The organism is Pseudoalteromonas sp. MEBiC 03485, from assembly GCF_004195145.1.
GTDB classification, from domain to species: domain Bacteria; phylum Pseudomonadota; class Gammaproteobacteria; order Enterobacterales; family Alteromonadaceae; genus Pseudoalteromonas; species Pseudoalteromonas apostichopi.
Map to the genome: position 1 here is coordinate 2427476 of NZ_SGBT01000001.1, position 21855 is coordinate 2449330.

A 21855-nucleotide genomic window follows, 5' to 3' on the forward strand; every position below is an offset into this window, starting at 1 on the left:
TACCTCTAAATTGTATTATTTGCTAATGGCGTGGTGAGTGCTTTTAATAACGCGCCATCGCGATTATAGACATCGGTATAAAATTGTAAGCTCTCGTCGTCACCTGCGACTGTCCAGTACATTAAAAGTACATCTAGCGGTTTTGATAAGCTGATTTTTGTAGTCTCTTTTGCAGCAATGGCGTCATCAATGTCGCTACGACTCCAATTATCTGACGTTTCTAATATTTTCTCAGCTAAGGTGAATGGGTCATCAACTCTTACACAGCCGTGGCTAAATGCACGTTGGTCTTGCTGGAATAATGTTTTTGCAGGGGTGTCGTGCAAATAAATTGAGTATTTATTAGGAAACATAAATTTAATTTGTCCCAATGAATTATTCTCTGAAGGTTGTTGTACAAACCAGTACGGAAAGTTCTTACGACTAGCATTTGCCCAATCAATACTCTTGCTATCCACTGGGTTACGGCGACTATCAACCACAACAAAATCTTTCTCGTTTAAGTAGTTTGGGTTTTCTTTCATTTTTTTGATAATGCCACCTGCAATACTCCGCGGTACTGTCCATGTTGGATTCATCACGATATAGCTCATTTGCCCTTTAAATATTGGGGTTTTGGTGTAGTTTCTGCCAACGACCACATTGGTTTGCCATTTTAATTTGTTGTCTTCAAATAAAAATAGTTTAAAACCAGCGATATTTACCACTAAGAAGCGCTCTGTGAGAGTATTATCAACCCAACGAATACGCTCTAGGTTTACTAAAATATCATCAATGTATTCACTGTAATCTTTGTTGAGTAATTTTAACGTTGCGTTACCAATCACACCGTCGTCAGTAACTTGATGAGCATTCTGAAAATTCTTAACTGCTGCAACTAGCTCATTGTCATAATCAGTATCATCACTATCACTGCCTTGAAAATAATTTAAGTGCTTTAACTTTTGTCTTAACAGCGGTACTGCTGCGTCTGATTGACCCGGTTTTAATATATTGTTTTGCAATGTGATGGCAGGTAACTCGCCAATTGCATCAAGTTCTCGGTAAAACACTAAAGCATCTTTTAAGCGTTTGTAATGAGGTAATACGGGCTTAAGGTTTTCAAGGCCTTTATCAAGGCTTTTAGACTTAACGTGTTTAAGTAAAGAGGCAGCTGCAGCATCAGGACTAACGTCAAACTGTCCATAATTCCATGTTGCAGTAAGTTGTTTTGGGTTTATTTTTCCGCGTATTAAGTGTTTTGCATACGTCATGACAGCATCAGTCATAAGTACATCAAACTGAGCTTCGACAGCCTCTGCTCCGCGTTTATCTATTTCGTTGGCCAGCGCCATTAATGTATCAAAGTGATAGTCATTGGGTGAGAGGCCTTCAAGCTCTGATTGAGCAATTAACTTGAGAGCTTGTTTTGCATATTTGGTGTCATTCCAAACACGTTCAAAACCATTTGCTTTATAGGTGGCAACGGTCATGTCAGGAGAATGGATGTGTTCTCTTTCAATACTGTGAGATTCACCAATCAGGATAGGTTCTAACTGTAGTTGTAAGTATTGGTTTTCAGCCAATACAGGCATGCAAATGGATAAACAACTGACCAAAATGGTGTAGCGCAGAATCTTCATAGCTATGTCCCTATAACAAGTTTGTAATTTGCTTGAATTGTTTCTTTTTTGCTCATTTAAGCTTAGCAAAGCAATACAATTTATAGGAACATATTTTTTAAATAAAAACGCTTGGCAAATGAGTTTGCCAAGCGTTCGGTTGGGATTTTGAGAGGGGTTTAATTACTGGTTGTTTGTAATTTTGCTTCTGGCTCTACTTTTTTACCTCTAAACTTGCCAATTAAACGTTTAAAGTCTTCTAACGCTACATACTGACAAGGGATTAAAATAAGTGTAATGACAGTCGCAAATAACACCCCGAATGCTAGAGATACAGCCATTGGGATAACTATTTTTGCTTGTAAGCTTGTTTCCATAATGATTGGTAATACACCAATAAAGGTCGTAATTGAGGTTAGTAATATTGCTCTAAAACGACGAGCACCGGCTTGCATCACAGCCTCTTTGATTGCAACACCTTCAGCGCGGGCCTTATTGACAAAGTCGACCATTACTAGCGAATCGTTTACTACTACACCAGCAACAGCGATGATACCGAATACTGATAAGCTACTCATTGTCATACCTAAGATCATGTGACCGAACATCGCGCCAATTACACCAAATGGAATAACCGACATAATAATGAATGGCTGCGAGTATGAGCGCAGTGGAATAGCAAGTAACGCAAATATAATCATCATAGACAAAGCAAAATCACGTACTTGTTCTGCCACACTATCCATTTCTTCTTGAATACGACCAGCCACATTACTTTCTACACCTGGGTAGCTTTTCAATAGGCTAGGTAAGTACTCGTCACGAATTTCTTTTGCAATGGCAAATGGTTCTGCTTGATCAGTGTTAACCGCAGCCCAAACGTTGACAGTGCGTTTTGCGTTTTCACGACGAATACGGTTCACACCATCAACGATGTTGACCTTCGCTACTTCTGCAAGAGGCACTTCAACGCCTGTTGGCGTAATGATACGCGCATCAGTGATGTCACTTACCGCATTTCGCGATTCACGAGGGTACCGGATCATTACTTTAATCTCTTCACCGTCACGTAAAATACGTTGTGCTTCTAAACCGTAGTAGCTAAAGCTAACTTGTGATGCCACATCCGATAAGGTTAAGCCTAAGCTGTAAGCAAGTGGTTTAAGTTCAAGTTGAACTTCGTCAGTTGCAGATTGTAGTGAGTCATTTACATCACCTACACCTTGCATGCTATTTAGCTTTTCTTTTAACTTAGCTGCAACTTCTTTTAGTTTATTGATATCTTTACCTTCTAAGCGGAAGCTCACATCACCGTCATCACGACCACCGTTCATGATACTGTCTTCAATATTAAGCGTTTTCACACCTGGCAGTGGTGGCATTTGTTCGCGCCACATTGCACTTAATTGGAAAGTATCAATAGGGCGTAAGTCTGGTTCGACTAAAATCGCCATAATGCGTGCACTTGTACGACCGCGTAAGCTAACAGATAAGTCACGGATCATCGCTTGACCATATTGCTCTTCAAGTTGCTTATCGACATCTAAAATCAGTTTTTCAATTGTTTGTGCTGTTTCAAGGGTCGCTTGTTCAGAAGAAGATAAGTTCATTTCAACTGAGATACGTGGGAAATCATGTGGAATTTTAGGATTCGCAACAAATTTCACTAAACCACCAGCGAACATACCGCCACTGACAATAAGTACACAGATAAAGCCAACAATCACGGTATAACGGTAATGAATACAGCGACCTATAAATGGTGTGTAGTAATTATCGACAAAGTTCTTCAGGCCATTATCCATACCTAAACGCAAGCGGTGTAATGGATTTTTAGGGTTCGCAGGTTTATTTTTCATGGCCGCTAAGTGAGCCGGTAGAATCAGTTTTGATTCAATCAATGAGAAAATTAAGCATAGGATAATTACGCCACCAATGGCTTTAGAAAAGGCAGAACCAGGCCCTGATGCCAGTGTTTGCGGTAAGAATGCGGCGATAGTAGTCAATACACCAAAGGTTGCAGGAATTGCAACGCGTTTTACACCACGCACTACATTATCTAGGCTATGACCGTGCTTTTCAATTTCAGCACTGGCTGATTCACCTACGACGATAGCATCATCAACGACTATCCCTAGCACCAGTATAAATGCGAATAAAGAAGCTAAGTTAACAGTGATGTCTATAAAGCCAAGTGGCATCATTAAAAATGCACCTAGGAATGATACAGGTAAACCCATCATGACCCAAAACGCTAAGCGCAGTGGCAAGAATAGGGCAAGTACCACCATAACTAAAATACCACCCCAAATCATGTTGTCGATCATCATGTTTAGACGACCTTCAAGGTAATAAGTTAAATCAACAATTGGCGATAGCTTTACACCTGCTGGTAACTGTGGCGCTTTATCTGCTAGGTATTTTTTTAATACTGCAGCAACCTTAGTGATGTCTTGATCTTTCGAAGCATTTACTTCAAAAGTCAGTGAATTTTTACCATTGTACTTAGAATATTGCAGGCCTTCTTCAAAGCCATCGTTAATTGTTGCCACATCACCCAAGAAAACTTGGGCGCCATCAGGTAAGTGTAATAAAGGCAGCTTTTCGAACTCTTTACCACGATACGCTTGGTTTTCAACACGCATTGAAATGTAGCCATTTTCAGAGCGAATTTGACCTGCTGACATATTGGCAGAGAAGCTACGAACGGCTGTGGCAATATCACGGAAAGTTAAACCATACTCACGTAGTTTATCTGGGCTGATTTCAATGCCAATTTCGTAGTTTAAGCCACTGTAAAAGTTGACCAAGTTAATTTGTGGTAAAGCTTGTAGTTCATCTTTTATGTCGTTACCAAGTTCTTTGAGCTGGTAGTTACTCATATCGCCATACAGCGCGAGTATCATAACTTCTTGCTCAAACTTTTCACGGCGAACAATTGGGCGTTCCATCTCAGCAGGGAAGGTATTGATTGAATCAACCTGCATCTTGATTTCATCGAGTACTTCTTGCGGGTCGTACTTTTCTTCGATTTCTATCCAAGCTTGTGAAAAACCACGGTTCGAATAAGTAATTAAACGTTTAATGCCTTCGAGGCCCTCTAAAGACTCTTCGACCTTTATGGTTATGCCTTCTTCTACCTCTTGTGGTGCAGCCCCTGGGTAGACAGCTTGAATACTGATCCAGTTACTTTCAAACTGTGGGAACATTTGCTTACGCACTGACATTGCAGTCAATAAGCCGCCCACTAAAATAAAGATCATAAGTAAGTTTGCAGCAACTGGGTTGCGTGCAAACCAGGCAATAAGCCCTTTTTCTCTGTGCGTGGTCATGGCTTATTCCTCTTTTAACGCTAATTGTGTTGTTGGCACACTTAGTTTTGCGTCATCTAGCTTGACTGCCATGCCTTCAGTTGGGTATTCAAGTGCTGAGGTAATAAGTTGCTCACCGTTAGCAAGGCCATTATCGGCGATCACCATGCCATTTTGTTCGCGCACAATGTTAAGTGTTTTAAAAGTAAGTGTTTCGCCATCTTGTAAAACAGCTACCTTGTTGTCTTTAACTAAATGGTGCGGAACAACAATCGCATTGTCCAGCGCTCGACCTTCGATAGTGGCATTAATGTATGAGCCAAAACGCAGTGGTTGTTTTTGCTCATAAGGCGTTGCTACTTGTGCTACTAGGTAATTCATGCGGCTGCGTTGGTCAACGACCCCTTCGCTGCGTACAATAGTCGCTTGCCACGTTGTTTGTTTACCTGCAAATTCAGCATTAATTGATACGCTTGCACCAATTCCTTGGTTATTTAGGTATTGCAGATCTTTATCAGCAACAGGTAAACGAATTTCAGCCAGTGATGTTGAGCTTAGGCTACCAAAGCTATTACCCGGGTTTACCACACTACCTAAACTAATCAGGCGCTCGTCGATAATGGCATCGTATGGCGCTTTAATGTATGTGCGCTCAAGATTACGTTTTGCGCGTTTTACACTGGCTTGAGCAGCACGGTAGTTTGCAAGCTTTTCAGCGAGTTGCGGTTTACGTAAATACAGCTCAGATGGAATAACTTGGTTTGAGTCACCTTTGATGCGGTCCCACTCAGCTTGTGCAACAGATACTTGCGCGCGTTCAATTTCAAGAGCAGAGCTTGCTTGCGCCAGACCTGCTTCTGCTTCAATGAGTGCAGCTTCGTAATCATTTGGGTCAATACGTGCTAGAATATCACCTTGCTTAACAAATCCGCCTTGTACAAATTGATCTGACAGCGATACAACCTGACCACTCACTTGCGCAACAAGTTCAGTTTGGTTTTTAGGTTTAACGATACCGTATGATTTTACATCAAGGGTAATGGCGTCAAAGCTTAACGGTTTAATTGATACAAGCGGTCGCAAATCTTGTTCTGGTTTTTCGACCGGCGCTTGCTTCATAGAGGCAAATGCGAATGCCATTCCAAGTCCGCCGACTAATACGGCGATAGGGAGAATGATTTGTTTTTTACTAGCCACGGGATAGTCCCTCACGGTTGACGGTAATTAAAAATAAATTTGATAGGCTAAGCATACGCAATAAAGTGTTTACAAGGCGTTCGAAGATGTAACAAACCATTACACATATTACAAAGGCACTACAAAGGTTCTATAAGAGGTACTCAATGACAGATAAAATGGCATGTAGATTAGGCTGTGGCGCCTGTTGTATTGCACCCAGTATTAGCTCACCGATCCCAGGAATGCCCAACGGGAAAGCGGCGGGAGAGCGCTGTATTCAACTGGATAATAATAACCTGTGTAAATTATTTGGTGATGAATCAAGGCCCAAGGTGTGTAGTGATTTTTCTGCCACTATTGATGTGTGTGGCACGACAAATGAACAAGCATTGTATTTAATTACCGAACTTGAGCAGATGACTTAAAAAAATTAAACCCTTAACATTTTTTAACAGTTACTGGGATAAATTAGGTTATTTTTTAAAGTCACAGTTTTCGCTATGGCATTTTAAATAAATTTGACTGTGGTGTTCTAAAGATCTTAGAAGAAAACGTGTCACAACAATGCCAGTCAATTGACTGGCATTGTTGTTTTTACTTACCACGTATAGGTAGCGCTTAAAGTATATTGTTCGCCGCGGCCTGGGGTACCCGGGACTTCTTCGAATGATTCATCCCAAATGTTGTCAGCTGCAAAGGTTACAAATACATTATCAAGCTGGGCTGGGGTAAATTTTAACGTTAACTGTGTGAAGAAAGCTTCATCATCAGAGCTACGTAGGCGGTTACTATGTTGTTTACGCCATTCGTTATCGATACGCAACTCAAGCACATCCATTGGTTGCCATACTGCACCCAGTGTTACACGGTGATCAGGGTAGTTAAGCGCATAAAAGCTCGCATCAATATCTGCCGTGCCATAGTCTTCTGACTTTTCTAAATAGGTGTAGCTGGCGATCAACTCAGCGCTTTCAAACGATTTATTCGCTAAAAACTCAACGCCTAAGGTGTCTATATCAACCGGGTTTGCAAAACGTGCTGAAGTTGCATCAAAGCGATATGTCCAATCCGTAAGGTTTTTATCTTTGCGGTAGAAAATAGCTGAATCTAAACGCCACGAAGATTGTTCAATTAGTAAACCTAATTCAAGGTTATCGGTGGTTTCGCGCTCAAGGCTGTAATTACTTCTGAATAACCCGCCCGTTTCACTGCCGCCGATTGCGGTGTAACCGGGAACTTGTGTTGCTTCGGCGTATGATGCGTACCAAGTATGTTCACTGCCATTTTGATTAGCTACTTTAAGACTTGCATCTGCAATAAAGGAGGTATCTGAACTATCACGGTTAGTATCATCAAAAGCAGCACCAACACGAACCATAAGCTCTTTGTTAGCTGTAAGGGCCGTCTTGTATTCAGGCAAGATACTTAGCTTAGTGTAATTGCGTGACGTAAAGTTGTTTTCAAGAGATGTTGATTCAATATCATCAGCAATAAATTGCCCAGCATAATTAATTGCATAGTGGTCATTTAAACGGTGACGTCCAGAGAGTGCCAATGACTTAACGGTGGTTTCGTGAAACGCTTCAAAAATAGCTGGGTTTTCACGAGACAATACATAATGGTCGTTATGTTTACGATAATAACCAGTCACTTCAAAGGTACTGCTATCACCATACATTTGCTTGTGATTGAGCATGAAAAGCTTGGTTTCAAGATCTTCGGTTTCGTTAAAGTTAAATGGCGTGTAAAGATTTGGCCAACCAAAAAATTTTTCTTGGCGTCCGAACATTAAATCAGTTTGCGAGGTATCGCTTGCAAGTTGAACGCGTGCTGAGGCACGTTCAAAGTCGTGGTCGCCATTATCAATTGAGCCATCGCTTTTTGAGTGCGAGTATTCACCCTCAAAACCTAATCGCCAATCAGGTTTGCTATCTAGCTTTTGGCTATGGGCGGCATGAATGCTTTGTAAATTAAAGCCATTCGTACCTGTGCCAAGTGAAACGCTGCCAGTGCTTGTGATAGGGCGCCAGCCAAATGAAACCGTGCCAACCGAGCTATTCATACCATAAAGGGCATTATCAGCCCCTGTAAGTACTGAAGGGCCTGTTAGCATCTGTGGGGCAATAGGAATTTCAGCAAAGTAGTGACCAGATTGGGGGTCAAATAATGTACTGCTACCGACACGAAAGCCAGTATTTTCGAAGATACCACCACGAATAGTGACATCAGCTTGTGCTTCAGCCATATTGCGTGATTGCAAATCGACACGTGGGTCATATTCTAAGTTTGATACCGGCGCATCAAAAGTACCAACCGGTTCTTTATTTGCGGTTGCTGAAACTTCAACGGTGATTTGTTCAATATTGTTGGTGTCTTCTGCTAGCACTGAGCAAGTGACGAATAAAGCGGGAAGTGTAAGCTGTACTGCGCGTACCATCTAAAACTCTCTTGATTTTGTTTAATCTGGGGTAGTGGGCTAGTTAGGCGCACTGAAAATTGCGGGTATTGTATCTGAATCACTGAGTTATACCACTCCAACCAGATTTCAGCAGGCAATAAAAAACCGCGCCAAGTGCGCGGTCTTTTTACTAAAACGGCATTTAGTTTTGATTAATTGATTGCGGTGGAAAGTTACTGAGAATGTTAGCAACAGTTTCTTTGATAACTTCAGTGCGCTTTTCAGGTGATTGGTTCTTTTGCAAACGACCTTCTTTAGCACCACGCCAAACTAATTGGTTAGAAGCACGGTCTACTACGTCTAAAATTAACGTACCGACTTCGTATTCGCGAGTTGTTGTTTGCGTGTTATAACCCATACCCCAGTAATTCCAGCGTGCACCGTAACCTACGTTGAAGGTATCTACATCAATTTTAGTATCAACTGATGCATGATAGTTAATAAGTACATCTGCTTGCGCTACATCAACAAGCTTCATGCCGCTTTTTTCAAGTTCGGCATTAACTGCTTCACGCACACGTTTTTCCATTAAAGGACTAATTTGGTAGTTCGCTACGTTTTTAGTCAAGCTGGCATTAGGTACCCAAGAGAAGGTTTTATAATTACTAAAATCTGCAGATTTGTCGTAATCCCAATCAGGCGTTTTAGCACAAGCCGCTAAAAATAATACAGCCGTCGCGATTAATAAGTTCTTCATATTGTTTGCTCCTTGGCAAAATTTCCACTACTTGATTGATAACATAACACAAATAATACTCAACTGAATGATTATTTAAATACTATGGCACATTTACAAATAAGTACTGTAATAGTTTGTAATTAAGCACTGTGTTCAACTTCTATCCAGTCTTTTTCATCGACCCAGTTTTGCACCCCATCTTTGACAGTACGAATAGGGACAATGTAATCACAGCTAACTTGTGGTTTAACTGAGGCAAAAATCGGCACGAAGCCAAAGCTAAGTGCTGTTTCGATAATTGCTTTTTGGTTTTGCGGGTCGATATCGGCAGCTTCATCGATATAAATCGGAATACGATACAGGTTTTGCTCTTGATCGCTTAATAAGTAACGAATAAACAGCATGCCACAAAGTAGCTTAATGGTAATCCGGGTACCGTTAGAGCCGGCTGAGTCGATTTTCTCGAAGTGCTCAGTGTCACCAGCACGATTTACCACTTCAAAGCGAATATCGAATAAGTCTGTCAGTGTTAAACCTGCTTTTTCAGAAGCAAGCTTAATTAAATGATCTTTTGCTTCGTTTACCGCAGACTCGCTATAAGGCTCTTGGCTTAATAAGTCGAGGGTATCGCCTTGCTCAAACTGATTTGAGGTACTAATGATGGTATCAATGCTATCAACCAGCATCTTGCGCGGGATAACATTAATTTTGAATGCTTGAAGGTTAGAGATCCGATGTTGACTAATGCCTTTATTAAAGCTATTCATTTCACGGCGCAAGCGGTCTAAGTCTTCACGCAAGCCTTTAATGGTAGCTGCCACTTCGGTTAATGCAACTCGGCCTTGACGCTCAACAGCATCGCGCTCGTTATCAATGTTATGAAACGCGCTGATAAGCTTTTCGTATTTAGTAAACTCATCGTTTTCGTTATCAAATTTAGTAATACCCGCATTATAAATATGCATGTAGGTGTTACGTACGTTGATATCAAAGTTACGTAGTTCTTGGCAGTCTTTGTTAAAGTGATGAATGAGGTCACTTAAGTTATCAAAATCAATACTGATTTCAATCATGTATGGTGTGACTTTGCCTGAGTAAAAATCAAGTGTGTGATCGATACGTTCAGATTTAACTTGGCGTAAGCGGTCAGCTTGGCGCGCAAGCAAATCTTTTTTCGACTTGATAATTGAGCGACGATCGCTAATTGAGCCACTGTTCTTTTGAATGTCTTGCAGGTAGTCGTCAACTTGTTCGCGTTCTGCATTTAATTGCTCTTTTAGCAGAGTTTGTGCATCGACAGATTGCTGCATCACTTCAAATTGTTCAAAGCGTTTTAATGCTTCTTCAGAGGCCATTAGCTCATCATACAAGGCATCTTTTTCTTTTTGCTTTTCAGCGACATTAGCAGCTACTTCGCGCTGTTGTTTAAACTCTTTCAGGGAGTTTTCAAGTGCAGCGAGTTGCGCAGTTAATTGCTCTTTGTTTTCGCCTGTTTGCATTTGCACAGGGCTTAGCTTTTTTAGTTTAATCGTCGCACCAGGAAGAGTCAGTACACCGCCTTTTACGTTTGCCGATAACTGCTCTAAAAACTCACCGAAGGCATCTTCGTCTGTGATATCAACATCACCATTGCTGGTGGTGGCAAACGATAAGATATCTGGGTTTAAAATACGCGAAATTTCTTCAACTTCTTTTAAAGATAAATCTTCACGCATACGGGTGAATAAATTGAACTCGAGGTTTTTTAACTGTAGTTTTAAGCTCTTAATTTGCTTTTGTGTTTCGCTAATGCGGTAATCAAGTGTGTGTAAGCTTTGACCTTGGGCACTGCTTAATGAATGCGAAAGCGACTCATAATCTTGTTTAAGCTGCGTAAGGCTTACTTTTAAGGTGGCTTTGTTAACTAGTTCAAACTCAGATTTAAGTGCTCGATAGTCTAAAAACCACTGCTCAATTTGAGTTTGCTTACGCTCAATGTCACGTGATTGCTGAATATACAGCTGCTGCTTTTGGTCGAACTCATGTTTTTCGTGCTCGATATCTTCAAGGGCAATATTTAGCTCAGTGAGTTGCTCTTGTTGATAGGTTTCAAAGTCAATCAGTGCTTGGTCAATTTTTGGCGCATAGGCGGCAAGTTTGCCTTTTAAAACCGTTTGATTCTCAAGCATAGATTCAAGGGCTGCGATAGGCTCTTGCATTGACTCAAGGGCTTTTAATTCACGTTTAGCGCGATTTACCTTATCGAATGAACGTCGCCATACTTCATAAAAATCGACCCGTGAATTTGACATATGACGCTCAAATACACGTAACATAAAGCGCTTAACATCACTGGCTCCTAACTTGTGCAAGTTAAGAATACGGCGGAAAATTTCTTTGTAAATTGCAGAGTCTTGCACGTTATTGAGTGGGATCATCTTTAAATTGATATCGCCATCAAACGGGGTTGCGCCGCCAGTAAGTAGGGCGTTCAGCTCTTGCGCTTTTAATTCAATTGGGTTGAAACCTTGCTCTTTTAAGTGATTAAAAAGCTTGGTGAATTTAACAATTGTCTTGCCTTGGGTGTAGTGATCTAGGTTTAACTTACCTTGATAGCAAAAAAACTGATGCGCATAACCAGCAATTTTACCAAGGCCAGCAACACCAATAACCACAGGGCCATTAGGTAGGTCAGCTTCAAGTAAAATATAGGATTGATCTGACGAAAAGTAGAACTTACGAGTTTCGTCTAAATCGTGGCCATCCCATTCTGTTAAGCGTAAATCATTAATTAACGGAAATTGCAGGGCATTAATAACCGAGCTTTTACCGGTATTATTCGGTGCACAAATTGAGCTACTTTTATCCAGTGGGATCACGCATTTTGCATAGCCTGCGGTATTTAAAAGCGCAAGTTTGCTGAGTCCGTAAAGGCTTTGGCTTTGCATTATTCGTCATCTCCTAGATAGGTTTCTTCGTTTACTTCCATTAATGCATCGATATAACGATAAATTGGCGCTTGCAGCATAAAGCCATTTTCTACTTCGCGAGCAAGGCCTAAACGCACCATACGTAGGTACACATCTTTACGTAAATCTGAGCCAGAGAATATTTCTAATTGATCAAACAAGTGCTTGTTGATTTGCACTAAGGTTTGCATCAGTTCAAGGTCGTTTACCTCGTCAAATAAGGCACGCATAGGATCTTTACCAGTATTGGCATAGTGCTCAATCAAGATGTAGATAGTCAGCGCGATGGCACGTGAAATTTTACCCATGTTTGGGGTGCTCTCGTCACTACCAAAATAGTAATAGCCACGGCTATCATGCTGTAGGTCATGGCCGAGTGCATTAAAAAGGGCACGGTAGGCATCAATGTGTTGGTCAAGCTCTTGCCACATCAGCGTGTCTTGTTCACTAATGTGGTAGCCTGACGTGAGCTTTTTATTAATAGCTTGCAGATGCGTTAAATCATCTAAATTAATATCTGTCATGGTTATTGCTCTGTTGCTTTTTTATCGTCAGCAATCGATGAGTTAAATGGGTAAAGAGAGAAGTGTTGCTGGGCAATTTTTATTTTTACTTTCTCTTGGCTTTGGCTAATTTCAAGGTCGCCATCGCTAATTAATTTTTGATACAAGAACAGCATTTCGTCAGCTTCTAGATCTGGGTAGCTTTCATCTAAGAAACTAAGCAGCGGCTGAGCTTTTTTGCTGGCTTTTTTAAAGCGTTTTCTAAATTGTGTTTTAACGTCGTTGTAATCAGGGATATGCGGGCTTTGATAGGCGGGCACATCATCATGCTCTGGTAGCTGATATTCATCGTGCTCAAAGTCGACTAAGCCTGCCATATAGGCCACGATATGACGTTGTTGACCAAGTGAAAAGCGTTGTGCATCCGAGACAAAGTTTGGTTGTACCGCACTTAGCATGTTATCGACGCCATTTTTACGCACTAAACCAAGTACTTTGGCTGCTTGGCGAGTAATTAGGTTGTTACGGCGTAATTCTTCACGTAGCGGCATTAGCATATCGGCGCTTTTACGTAAGCTTTCACGACCAACTAAATGCATTTCTAAAATACGGGTTCGCAATTGCTCAAGCATGCGTTTGTCTTGATATGACTTACCTAGGCGGTCAATTTGTTCGATTTGTGCGCTTATTTGCGTTTCGATGGTGTTAAAGCAAGCGTGGAAGTCACCACGTATATCAACCATTTCAAGCATAGGTTCAATGTATTCATCAAACGCTTCGATCACTGCTTGATAGCGCTTTTGCAAAGATTGCACGGCGTTGTTTGCTTTAGCTTGCTCAACAATATTTAAAATCGCGTTTTCATTGTGGGCAAACAATTTCATTATTTTACGTACCCGATCATCCATAATACGGCTAAAGCGGCGTAGCTCGTCGTAATCTTCAATTTCACCTGCTTTAGCCAAGCGACTACCAAGGCGAGCTAAATCATCAACTAGTACACTAATTTCTTGGGCAAGACCTAGGTGTTCTTCTTGTAGCAAGAAAGTCGCAAAATCAGCAATCGCTCGATTGATTTCTAATTGCGATGATTTCGCTAATGGAATGATAATATCTTGATTTAATAAACGATTTGTTTCCTTATAAATGCGTTCATTTGACCATGAAGGTTGTTTTTGTTTTATCGCATTTTGTACGTCTTTCAAACTGAAATCAGCCATCTTAAAACGTTTAAATAGCAGTTCTAACACCCCCCAATGTTCAGTAAGGGTATTTAATAACTTTTTAGCTGGGATCATAAGGCTCCAGTAAATTCAGACTTAGGTGTTAGCGATTAGTAGTAAATTATGTAATTGATAATAGTTTTATGCTTTCTATGCTGCTAGAATCCGCGCCGAAACACTCGACTTACAATTTTTACATTATTATAAAGGTTGTTCAAACACCATGGTAACCCCACTTATCCTAACCCTGATAGCGGTGGCATTTTTGCTTATCGTTATAGAGGATATTATCCATGTAAACAAGGCCAAAACGACGCTTTTTTTTGGCACTTTATGCTGGATTATCTTATTTATCTCTCCAATTCATGGGCAAAGCCCAGAAACCATACAACATCAACTGGATCACAATATATTAGAGATCGCGACTTTGTGGCTGTTTTTAATGGCAGCGATGACCTTTGTTGCGTATTTAAACTCTAAAGGCTTTATCCAGAATATTGTTCATAAAATTATGCCAAATCAAATCAGTGAACGAAAGTTGATGTTTCTGATTGGTGGCTTTTCTTTCTTATTTTCATCGATATCAGACAATATAACTGCGACTTTAATCTCACTTGCGGTGGTGATGTCACTAAAATTAGATCCTAAAAAATTAATAAAATATGCAACCTTGATTGTATTTAGTGTTAACTCGGGTGGGGTGTCGTTGATCACGGGTGATGTTACAACTCTGATGATTTTCTTAGACGAAAAGGTCACCATTGCTAATTTACTATTATTAATTGCGCCTGCACTGACAAGTGTTGCACTGCTTGCGGCAATGTTATCTGTAGGTATGTCGGGTAATGTAGTATTTGAAAAGCAAACAGCTCGTCGTATTGAAAAAACAGATATTACCATTGCGGTTATCTTCTTCTCGACGATTATTGCCACGTTAACTTTGAGCGTGCTTTATAATGTGCCACCGCTTTTAACCTTTTTATTTGGTTTATCACTAATGTTTTTGGTTGCGCAATTCTTAATGCGCAAAAAAGACGTCAACAAAAAAATTATCGATTATATTCGTGAGATTGAGTACGACACCTTATTGTTCTTCGTAGGTGTGTTATTGCTGGTTGGTGCATTAAAAGAAGTAGGTATGCTTGCTAAGTTTACTCACCTATATGAGTTGATGGCGCCTGAGTATGCAAACTACATGATGGGGCTATTATCAGCAGCGGTAGATAACGTACCTTTAACTGCAGCACTTTTAAAAGCAGATATTGTGATGAGTCCACAGCAGTGGTTGTCGTTTACATACGCAACAGGGGTAGGTGGTTCAATGCTTATTATCGGCTCTGCGGCAGGTATTATCGCCATGAGTAAAGTAAAAGCACTGACCTTTATGAGCTATCTTAAAATGTCGGTTTATTTATTAATTGCTTATACCGTTGGCTATTACGGGTCGCACTTAGCAGGCAGTTTAATTTCATAAAACAACTTGACAGCTAGACGTCTAAACGTTAACTTTCAAAGCCTGCTTTTTTAGCAGGCTTTGTTATTTTAACCAGGTGTTAACTTAACATTCAGAAGAGGTGCGATACTTAGGTAGTTAATGTGAGGTGACGAACGCCGATGACCATTAATGAGGGAAGTACTCGCCGAGAAAATTAGCCGGACGTCACGGTTACTTTTCGGTTTATGGGGCTGAATCCTCAAAACTGTCACCAAACTAGGTGGAGAGCTTCTGGCATGGACTACTCTTTATTTTCAAAGCACCCCCTTGCCGAGTTCTTCTTGAATTACTGTGGATAGTTTTCCACAAAAGGAGACGACATGAATACCCAATTAGCCGCCAACACAAAATCAGATTACGTTGTTGCAAAATTTGGTGGCACCAGTGTAGCTAACTTTGATGCTATGAGCCGCTGCGCAGAAATCATTTGTGCTGATAATCAAGTACGTATTGTTGCTGTGAGTGCCAGTGCAGGCGTGACCAATCATTTAGTTGCATTGTGTAAAGCTGATTTGAGTGCGGCTGAGCGTGACGAGCACATTACTGGTGTGGTCGCCATTCAAGAAGCTATTTTAGCTGAGCTATCGCTTGATGCTGACTTAGCTCATGGCTTTAATGAAACCCTCAAAGCCTTTCAAAAACTGGCATCAGAAGGGGTTAAGTCAGTAGCGGAGCAAGATGAGCTACTTAGCTTTGGTGAGCGTTTATCATCGTATTTATTTACACAAGTATTGCGTGGGCAAGGTCTTGATGCGGTGCGTTTTGATGTACGCAAGGTGCTAAAAACAGATAGCCAATTTGCTAAAGCAACACCGAATGTTGCAGCAACCGCTGCGGCTGCTAAAGAGCATTTAGTGCCGCTACTTGAGGACCACGTTGTAGTAACTCAGGGTTTTATTGGTAGCAATGAACATAATCAAACAACCACTTTAGGGCGTGGAGGTTCAGATTACAGCGCGGCATTACTTGCAGAAGCAATTAACGCAAAAAGCGTGCATATTTGGACTGATGTTGTGGGTATTTTCAGTACTGATCCGCGTTTATGCGCTAAAGCAAGCCCAATTGCACGCTTGAGTTTTGATGAAGCGGCAGAGATGGCAACGTTTGGTGCAAAAGTACTGCATCCTGCAACCATTTTACCTGCGAGCCGTAGTCATATTAGTGTGTTTGTTGGTTCAAGCCGTGAGCCACAATTAGGTGGTACATGGATTGAAAAAGAAAAGTCTCAGCAACCAGGTATTCGTGCAGTAACACAGCGTAAAAACCAAATTCTGTTAACGGTTAAAAGCCCAGAAATGCTCCTAGCGAGTGGTTTCTTAGCGCGTGTTTTCACTATTTTAAGTGAGTTTAATATTTCGGTTGATTTGGTTACTACCTCCGAGATCAGTGTTGCAATCACTTTAGATAACGCGCCAAATGCATCACGCCCTGAGCTGGATCAAGCTTGTTTAGATAAGCTTTCTGAGTTTTGTCATGTGTCGGTCGAGAATAACTTAACGCTGGTGGCTTTAATTGGTTCTGAAATTCAATTACGTCAGCAAGAAATGAATTTAATGCAGGTATTAAGCGACTTTAATATTCGTTTAATTTGCCACGGTGCAAGTAAACATAACCTGTGCTTTTTGGTGGAGCAAAGCGAGTCAGATGACGTTGTGCAGGCAATTCACAGCCGATTATTAGAAAGCCAAGTCGCGGCGTAAGTCGCTAAAGCTAATAAAAGAGCACTGCCAGTCAGTGCTTTTTTGTGCCACAACACTTATGTCAAAGCCTTCAATACAATTACTTCTAGCGCAGAAATTATGTTTACGTATTTCTTCAAATACATTGGGAGCGAGCAGTTTCGCAATCGGCTGAGCACTTGCCTTAGCAAGGGCTTCTTTTAATGTCCAAATTCTAAAAAAACACTGTGCCTGTTCATCGGGTGCATCAAAACTGCTGATTAAGTCAACTTCATCTTGATGATAAAAATGCTTTGCAAGCTTGATAAAAGGGCGAGGTTTGTTGCTTTGTTCAATATCAAAACCAAGCAGCTGCTGAGCTGGGTTGAGGGCAGCACCTATCAAACCATTTGAATGAGATAAGCAAGCCCAAACAGACTCTCTAACGGGTGTATGTAGTTTCAGCTTACTGTCTTTGTCATCAAATTGGCTTGATATTTCATTGAGCGCTAAATCATCATGAGGGTAAGTATGTTTGTATAAATACTTTAACGTTAAGCGAGTCGCTAAATACTCTTGTTTAGCTGCGGGCACTTTGCGTTGTTCAAGTACACATAATTCAAACTCACTGAGCAATTTTTCAATAGCTAAGCTTGAAATATCGATGTTTGATGCTTCCATTAGCATAATTTGCTGTGCCGTGTTGTTCGGCTGCAGATTAATAACTAAGGTGTTTGAAAAATAGTGGCTGCTCATGATTTAACGCTTATACGGGGGTTCGTATTTAGTTTTGTTTATTTTTACAGCAAATGAACTTGTAAGAGCACGAACAACTCAAATAGTTTACGCAGTTGGCTGTAATTATGGTTTAATGAGGAAAAATAATAACAGATTTATAGATGTATGGCACAAGTTCGTGACGGCTTTCACAGCCGACTAGGTTTCGTATTAGCCGCTTCAGGTGCGGCGGTAGGTTTAGGTAATATTTGGGGCTTTCCAACACAAGCGGCAAACCATGGCGGCGGTGCATTTTTACTTGTTTACTTCATTGTTATCTTCTTATTAGCGCTTCCAGCCCTTTATACTGAGCTGTATTTAGGCCACCAAGCGCAAGCTAATCCGGTAAAAGCATTATCCAATGCATGGCAAGATACGGCTCCTAAAGTGGGCGCTGCAGCAGGCTACATAGGTCTGTTTGGTGCAATTGTGATGTTAAGCTTTTATTCGATAGTCGCAGGTTGGATGTTAGCGTATGCACTTGAGCCAATCGCTAGCTTCTTGGGTTTTACTGAGTTAAGTAACTTTTTGCATAGTGATTCAATGGTACGCAACTTTGTGTTTACGCCGCTGATGCTTATTCTAACTGCGAGTATTATCTTAAAAGGGGTTAAATCAGGAATCGAGACTTGGTCACGCCGCTTAATGCCATTATTGCTAGTGTTATTAGTGGCGTTAATTGCTTATATCGCTACCCTAGATGGTGCGATGGATGGCTTTGCAGCCTACTTAGTGCCAGATTTTAGTCAAATTCTTGATGCAAACTTAATTATTGCGGCAATGGGGCAAGCGTTCTTTTCATTGTCGTTAGGTGTAGGCTGTATGATGGTTTATGGCTCATATTTAAAGCCTGATGCGAACCTGCCTAAACTAACCGGAACAGTGGCGTTGCTAGATACAGGGGTTGCCTTTTTAGCGGGTTTATTGATTATACCAGCTATTTTTGTTGCTCAGCATAACGGTGTAGAAGTGTTTAGCAACGGTAAATTAGTAGGTGAAGGGCAGTTAATTTTTGCAATTTTACCTGAGCTGTTTAGTACTATGGGGCAAATGGGCTTACTCGTTGGATTATTGTTTTTCGTGTTAATGTCAATAGCTTCTGTTACATCAACAATTTCATCAACTGAAATTCCAGTGGCATTTTTAGTTGAGAACCACAGTATAGAGCGCAAAAAAGCGACTTTATTTGTAACTTTAATCGTCTTTATCGCTTCATCAGTTATTATCTTAAATTTTGACTGGTTATTTGGTTTGGTGATTATGGTGCTTACGCAGTACCAACTTCCTTTAATGGGACTGTTCTATTTCATTACTGTAGGCTGGTTATGGAAACGTGGTAATAAATTGCATCAAGTCTCGAGCGGCCCTCATTATTGGTTTGCTCAGTATATTCGCTTTGTGTGCCCGTTATTAATGACAGCAGTATTTGTGAACGTGGCGTTGTTGAAATAGAGTCTTGAGCTGCGAGTTACAAGTTTCTAGTTTCGAGGTAAAAGACAAAAGTAAAAAGGCGTGGGGTTTAAACCTCACGCCTTTTTTAGTCTAAGGTACGCACTCATTAACTAACTTCGTTAGTTAATGGTAAGCCTTGGCTTATTTCATTAGCACTTTGTAGTGTGGTGCAGGCTATTTCGCTAAGCGCTTCTTGGGTGAAGAAGCCTTGGTGGCCTGTCACTAACACATTAGGAAAACTAATAAGGCGTGAAAAAATATCGTCTTGCATGATTTCTTCGCGATGATCTTTAAAGAATAACTCTGACTCTTGCTCATACACATCAAGTCCTAAGTGTCCGAGCTTTTTAGACTTAAGCGCTTGAATACATGCTTGGCTATCGAGAAGTGCACCACGAGAGGTGTTAATTAACATAACACCGTCTTTCATTTTTTTAAATGCACTGCTATCAATTAAATGATGGGTGTGCTCGTTGAGTGGGCAATGTAAAGAGATGACATCACTTTGTGTGAGCAATGTGTCTAAATCACATAAAGTATAAGGGCCTTCACTTGCCATTGGGTCACAGACGAGTACTTTAGCCCCAAAGCCATTTAAAATATTCACTAAAGCTAAACCGATTTTGCCACAGCCTATAATCCCAATGGTTTTTTTAAACAGATTAAAGCCAAGTAAGCCGTTTAAATCAAAGTTACCTTCACGTACACGGTTAAAGGCTTTGTGGGTTTTACGGTTGAGCGTTAGCATTAGAGCAATACAATGCTCTGCGACAGCTTCGGGGCTATAAGCCGGGACGCGGCAAACCTTGATGTTATGCTCTTTGGCTGCATCAAGGTCTACATTATTAAAACCTGCACAGCGTAATAAGATTGCTTTTATGCCTACAGCTGCCATATCTGCAATGACGTGCTTGTTGACAGTATCGTTTACAAACACGCACACCGCATCGAAGCCTTTACAAAGAGGAGTTGTATTGATGTTTAAAGACTGCTCAAAATAACTGAGCGAAACAGAGTCAGCGTATTCAGTTAGATTCCTTTCAAAAAACGGTTGCTCATATTTTTGCGCACTGAATAAGGCCAGTTTCATCATTTAAATTACTCTCTATCACCATTTTGAGGGTTTCGGGTTTGGTACGCGGGGCATATCGCGCAACGAGTTGACCCTCTGAGTTTATAAGAAATTTGGTGAAATTCCATTTAATTGCGCGGTTTTGTGCAATTCCACGGGTATGACACTTTAAATGATTAAATAAAGGGTGGGCATCAGGGCCGTTAACTAATACTTTGTTAAAAATAGGAAAGCTGACATCAAAGTGCTGCTGATAAAAAGCTTGTAGCTCATTGCCATCAAGGGGCTCATTGTGGCCAAATTGATTACATGCAAACCCAAGCACAGTAAATCCTTGCTGTTTATAGTCTTGATAGAGCTTTTCAAGGCTTGCCATTTGTACTGAAAAATTACATTTACTGGCAATATTGACGATAAGCGCTGTTTTTCCTTGTAGCGATTCAAGGCTAAAATTTTCACCAGATGCAAGCTGGGCGTTGAAACGATATATACTATCCATGTGTTACCTGTGTGTTTTTGACTGGTTTAAATGAACTTTTTTTCATTCGCTTTTTAGTTAATCGGTTGAGATAATGAAATTGTTACTAATTTATCACTCAAATAGGTCAGTTTTATGTCAATGAAAGTCGCCTTCATCGGATTAGGTGTAATGGGTTACCCAATGGCGGGTCACCTTGCTAACGCAGGTCACAACGTGACAGTTTACAACCGCACAACAGCTAAAGCGCAAAAGTGGGTTTCAGAATATCAAGGTAGTTATTGTGAAACGCCAAGTGAAGCAGCTAAAGGTGCTGATATCGTTTTCATGTGTGTAGGCAATGATGACGATTTACGTTCAGTTGTTTATGGTGAAAATGGTGTTCTTGTAAGTATGCATGAGGGGAGCTATTTAGTAGACCACACCACAACGTCGGCTGAAGTTGCACGTGAAGTAGGAGCTCAAGCTAAACAGCAGGGTATTGCATTTTTAGATGCGCCAGTCTCTGGTGGTCAAGCAGGTGCAGAAAATGGCGTGTTAACCGTGATGGTTGGTGGCGATGAAGCTGATTTTAATGTTGTTCAGCCTGTGATGGCTGCTTTTAGTCGCTTTAGCCAATTATTAGGCGAAGTAGGCTCTGGCCAACTTTGTAAAATGGTTAATCAGATTTGTATTGCCGGTGTGGTGCAGGGCTTAGCCGAGGGATTACACTTTGCAAAACAAGCCGGCCTTGATGGTGAAAAGGTCATTGAAACCATCTCTAAAGGTGCAGCAGGCTCATGGCAGATGGAAAACCGCTACAAAACCATGTGGGCTGGCGAATACGAATTTGGTTTTGCTGTTGATTGGATGCGTAAAGATTTAGGCATTGCTCTAGATGAGGCAAAGGCAAACGGCGCAACTTTGCCGATGACGGCAACAGTTGATCAATATTACGCTGATGTACAAGCTTTAGGTGGTGGCCGTTACGACACCTCAAGTTTATTAGCGCGCATCGAAGCGTTACATAAAAAGTAATACC

16 protein-coding genes and 1 riboswitch are annotated in these 21855 nt (G+C 40.9%); of the genes, 5 read left to right on the forward strand and 11 right to left on the reverse strand.

Annotation, left to right across the window (positions count from 1 at the left end):
- Positions 1-5 precede the first annotated feature (5 nt).
- The 3 genes from EVU92_RS11265 to EVU92_RS11275 form a co-directional block, all read right to left on the reverse strand.
- Entirely contained in the window at positions 6-1622 is a 1617-nt protein-coding gene (locus EVU92_RS11265; protein ID WP_130051298.1) for a L,D-transpeptidase family protein, read from the reverse strand.
- 158 nt (positions 1623-1780) lie between these two features.
- Entirely contained in the window at positions 1781-4933 is a 3153-nt protein-coding gene (locus tag EVU92_RS11270) for an efflux RND transporter permease subunit (RefSeq protein WP_130051299.1), read from the reverse strand.
- Positions 4934-4936: 3 nt separating this feature from the next.
- Positions 4937-6109 carry an efflux RND transporter periplasmic adaptor subunit gene (locus tag EVU92_RS11275; protein WP_130051300.1) on the reverse strand — a complete coding sequence of 391 codons (1173 nt, stop codon included), beginning with the start codon at positions 6107-6109 and terminating at the stop codon, positions 4937-4939.
- A 158-nt stretch (positions 6110-6267) separates the two neighbouring features.
- Here EVU92_RS11275 and EVU92_RS11280 point away from each other — a divergent pair, with 158 nt between their 5' ends.
- Positions 6268-6516: a YkgJ family cysteine cluster protein gene (locus EVU92_RS11280; protein WP_130052277.1), complete on the forward strand. Its 249-nt coding sequence runs from the start codon at positions 6268-6270 to the stop codon at positions 6514-6516.
- A 173-nt stretch (positions 6517-6689) separates the two neighbouring features.
- On the opposite strand, the gene EVU92_RS11285 is transcribed toward EVU92_RS11280, so the two are convergent.
- From EVU92_RS11285 to EVU92_RS11305, 5 genes are all read right to left on the reverse strand, one after another.
- Positions 6690-8528: a TonB-dependent receptor gene (locus EVU92_RS11285; protein ID WP_130051301.1), complete on the reverse strand. Its 1839-nt coding sequence runs from the start codon at positions 8526-8528 to the stop codon at positions 6690-6692.
- 163 nt (positions 8529-8691) lie between these two features.
- The gene (locus EVU92_RS11290; protein ID WP_130051302.1) at positions 8692-9246 is read right to left on the reverse strand and encodes a DUF4136 domain-containing protein; all 555 of its coding nucleotides are present in this window, start codon (positions 9244-9246) and stop codon (positions 8692-8694) included.
- Between the two features lie 122 nt (positions 9247-9368).
- Positions 9369-12155 (reverse strand): ATPase, encoded by a 2787-nt coding sequence (locus tag EVU92_RS11295; protein WP_130051303.1) that lies wholly within the window; start codon positions 12153-12155, stop codon positions 9369-9371.
- Positions 12155-12700 carry a hypothetical protein gene (locus tag EVU92_RS11300; protein WP_062564547.1) on the reverse strand — a complete coding sequence of 182 codons (546 nt, stop codon included), beginning with the start codon at positions 12698-12700 and terminating at the stop codon, positions 12155-12157. Before EVU92_RS11300 ends, EVU92_RS11295 begins: the two co-directional genes overlap by 1 nt.
- Positions 12701-12702: 2 nt before the next feature.
- On the reverse strand, positions 12703-13977 hold the full coding sequence (locus tag EVU92_RS11305) for a hypothetical protein (RefSeq protein WP_130051304.1): 1275 nt from the start codon (positions 13975-13977) through the stop codon (positions 12703-12705).
- 148 nt (positions 13978-14125) lie between these two features.
- On the opposite strand from EVU92_RS11305, the gene nhaD reads away from it, so the two are divergent.
- Positions 14126-15376, forward strand: a complete 1251-nt coding sequence (gene nhaD / locus EVU92_RS11310; RefSeq protein ID WP_130051305.1) for a sodium:proton antiporter NhaD — start codon at positions 14126-14128, stop codon at positions 15374-15376.
- 87 nt (positions 15377-15463) lie between these two features.
- Positions 15464-15636: riboswitch (Lysine riboswitch) on the forward strand.
- Positions 15637-15717: 81 nt separating this feature from the next.
- Positions 15718-17097, forward strand: coding sequence for a lysine-sensitive aspartokinase 3 (gene lysC, locus EVU92_RS11315; protein ID WP_130051306.1), 1380 nt, complete (start codon positions 15718-15720; stop codon positions 17095-17097).
- Here lysC and EVU92_RS11320 read toward each other — a convergent pair.
- On the reverse strand, positions 17074-17811 hold the full coding sequence (locus EVU92_RS11320) for a 4'-phosphopantetheinyl transferase superfamily protein (protein WP_130051307.1): 738 nt from the start codon (positions 17809-17811) through the stop codon (positions 17074-17076). The genes lysC and EVU92_RS11320 overlap by 24 nt on opposite strands.
- Before the next feature lie 147 nt (positions 17812-17958).
- Here EVU92_RS11320 and EVU92_RS11325 point away from each other — a divergent pair, with 147 nt between their 5' ends.
- Positions 17959-19284, forward strand: a complete 1326-nt coding sequence (locus EVU92_RS11325) for a sodium-dependent transporter (protein WP_130051308.1) — start codon at positions 17959-17961, stop codon at positions 19282-19284.
- A 106-nt stretch (positions 19285-19390) separates the two neighbouring features.
- On the opposite strand, the gene EVU92_RS11330 is transcribed toward EVU92_RS11325, so the two are convergent.
- Together EVU92_RS11330 and EVU92_RS11335 are read right to left on the reverse strand one after the other, a co-directional pair.
- Complete coding sequence (locus EVU92_RS11330) at positions 19391-20374, reverse strand: 2-hydroxyacid dehydrogenase (protein WP_130052278.1); 984 nt, start codon at positions 20372-20374, stop codon at positions 19391-19393.
- Positions 20340-20855 carry a redoxin domain-containing protein gene (locus tag EVU92_RS11335; RefSeq protein ID WP_130051309.1) on the reverse strand — a complete coding sequence of 172 codons (516 nt, stop codon included), beginning with the start codon at positions 20853-20855 and terminating at the stop codon, positions 20340-20342. The genes EVU92_RS11330 and EVU92_RS11335 overlap by 35 nt, the downstream gene beginning before the upstream one ends.
- 114 nt (positions 20856-20969) lie before the next feature.
- Between EVU92_RS11335 and EVU92_RS11340 the strand changes: the two genes are divergently transcribed.
- The gene (locus EVU92_RS11340; RefSeq protein ID WP_130051310.1) at positions 20970-21851 is read left to right on the forward strand and encodes an NAD(P)-dependent oxidoreductase; all 882 of its coding nucleotides are present in this window, start codon (positions 20970-20972) and stop codon (positions 21849-21851) included.
- Positions 21852-21855: the final 4 nt, after the last annotated feature.

What these genes read in the sequence shown, in the direction of transcription:
- EVU92_RS11265 (WP_130051298.1), bottom strand. Translation starts at nt 1,622, where the DNA reads ATGAAGATTCTGCGCTACACCATTTTGGTCAGTTGTTTATCCATTTGC.
- EVU92_RS11270 (WP_130051299.1), bottom strand. Translation starts at nt 4,933, where the DNA reads ATGACCACGCACAGAGAAAAAGGGCTTATTGCCTGGTTTGCACGCAAC.
- EVU92_RS11280 (WP_130052277.1), top strand. Translation starts at nt 6,268, where the DNA reads ATGGCATGTAGATTAGGCTGTGGCGCCTGTTGTATTGCACCCAGTATT.
- EVU92_RS11285 (WP_130051301.1), bottom strand. Translation starts at nt 8,528, where the DNA reads ATGGTACGCGCAGTACAGCTTACACTTCCCGCTTTATTCGTCACTTGC.
- EVU92_RS11290 (WP_130051302.1), bottom strand. Translation starts at nt 9,246, where the DNA reads ATGAAGAACTTATTAATCGCGACGGCTGTATTATTTTTAGCGGCTTGT.
- EVU92_RS11295 (WP_130051303.1), bottom strand. Translation starts at nt 12,155, where the DNA reads ATGCAAAGCCAAAGCCTTTACGGACTCAGCAAACTTGCGCTTTTAAAT.
- EVU92_RS11300 (WP_062564547.1), bottom strand. Translation starts at nt 12,700, where the DNA reads ATGACAGATATTAATTTAGATGATTTAACGCATCTGCAAGCTATTAAT.
- EVU92_RS11305 (WP_130051304.1), bottom strand. Translation starts at nt 13,977, where the DNA reads ATGATCCCAGCTAAAAAGTTATTAAATACCCTTACTGAACATTGGGGG.
- nhaD (WP_130051305.1), top strand. Translation starts at nt 14,126, where the DNA reads ATGGTAACCCCACTTATCCTAACCCTGATAGCGGTGGCATTTTTGCTT.
- lysC (WP_130051306.1), top strand. Translation starts at nt 15,718, where the DNA reads ATGAATACCCAATTAGCCGCCAACACAAAATCAGATTACGTTGTTGCA.
- EVU92_RS11320 (WP_130051307.1), bottom strand. Translation starts at nt 17,811, where the DNA reads ATGAGCAGCCACTATTTTTCAAACACCTTAGTTATTAATCTGCAGCCG.
- EVU92_RS11325 (WP_130051308.1), top strand. Translation starts at nt 17,959, where the DNA reads ATGGCACAAGTTCGTGACGGCTTTCACAGCCGACTAGGTTTCGTATTA.
- EVU92_RS11330 (WP_130052278.1), bottom strand. Translation starts at nt 20,374, where the DNA reads ATGAAACTGGCCTTATTCAGTGCGCAAAAATATGAGCAACCGTTTTTT.
- EVU92_RS11335 (WP_130051309.1), bottom strand. Translation starts at nt 20,855, where the DNA reads ATGGATAGTATATATCGTTTCAACGCCCAGCTTGCATCTGGTGAAAAT.
- EVU92_RS11340 (WP_130051310.1), top strand. Translation starts at nt 20,970, where the DNA reads ATGTCAATGAAAGTCGCCTTCATCGGATTAGGTGTAATGGGTTACCCA.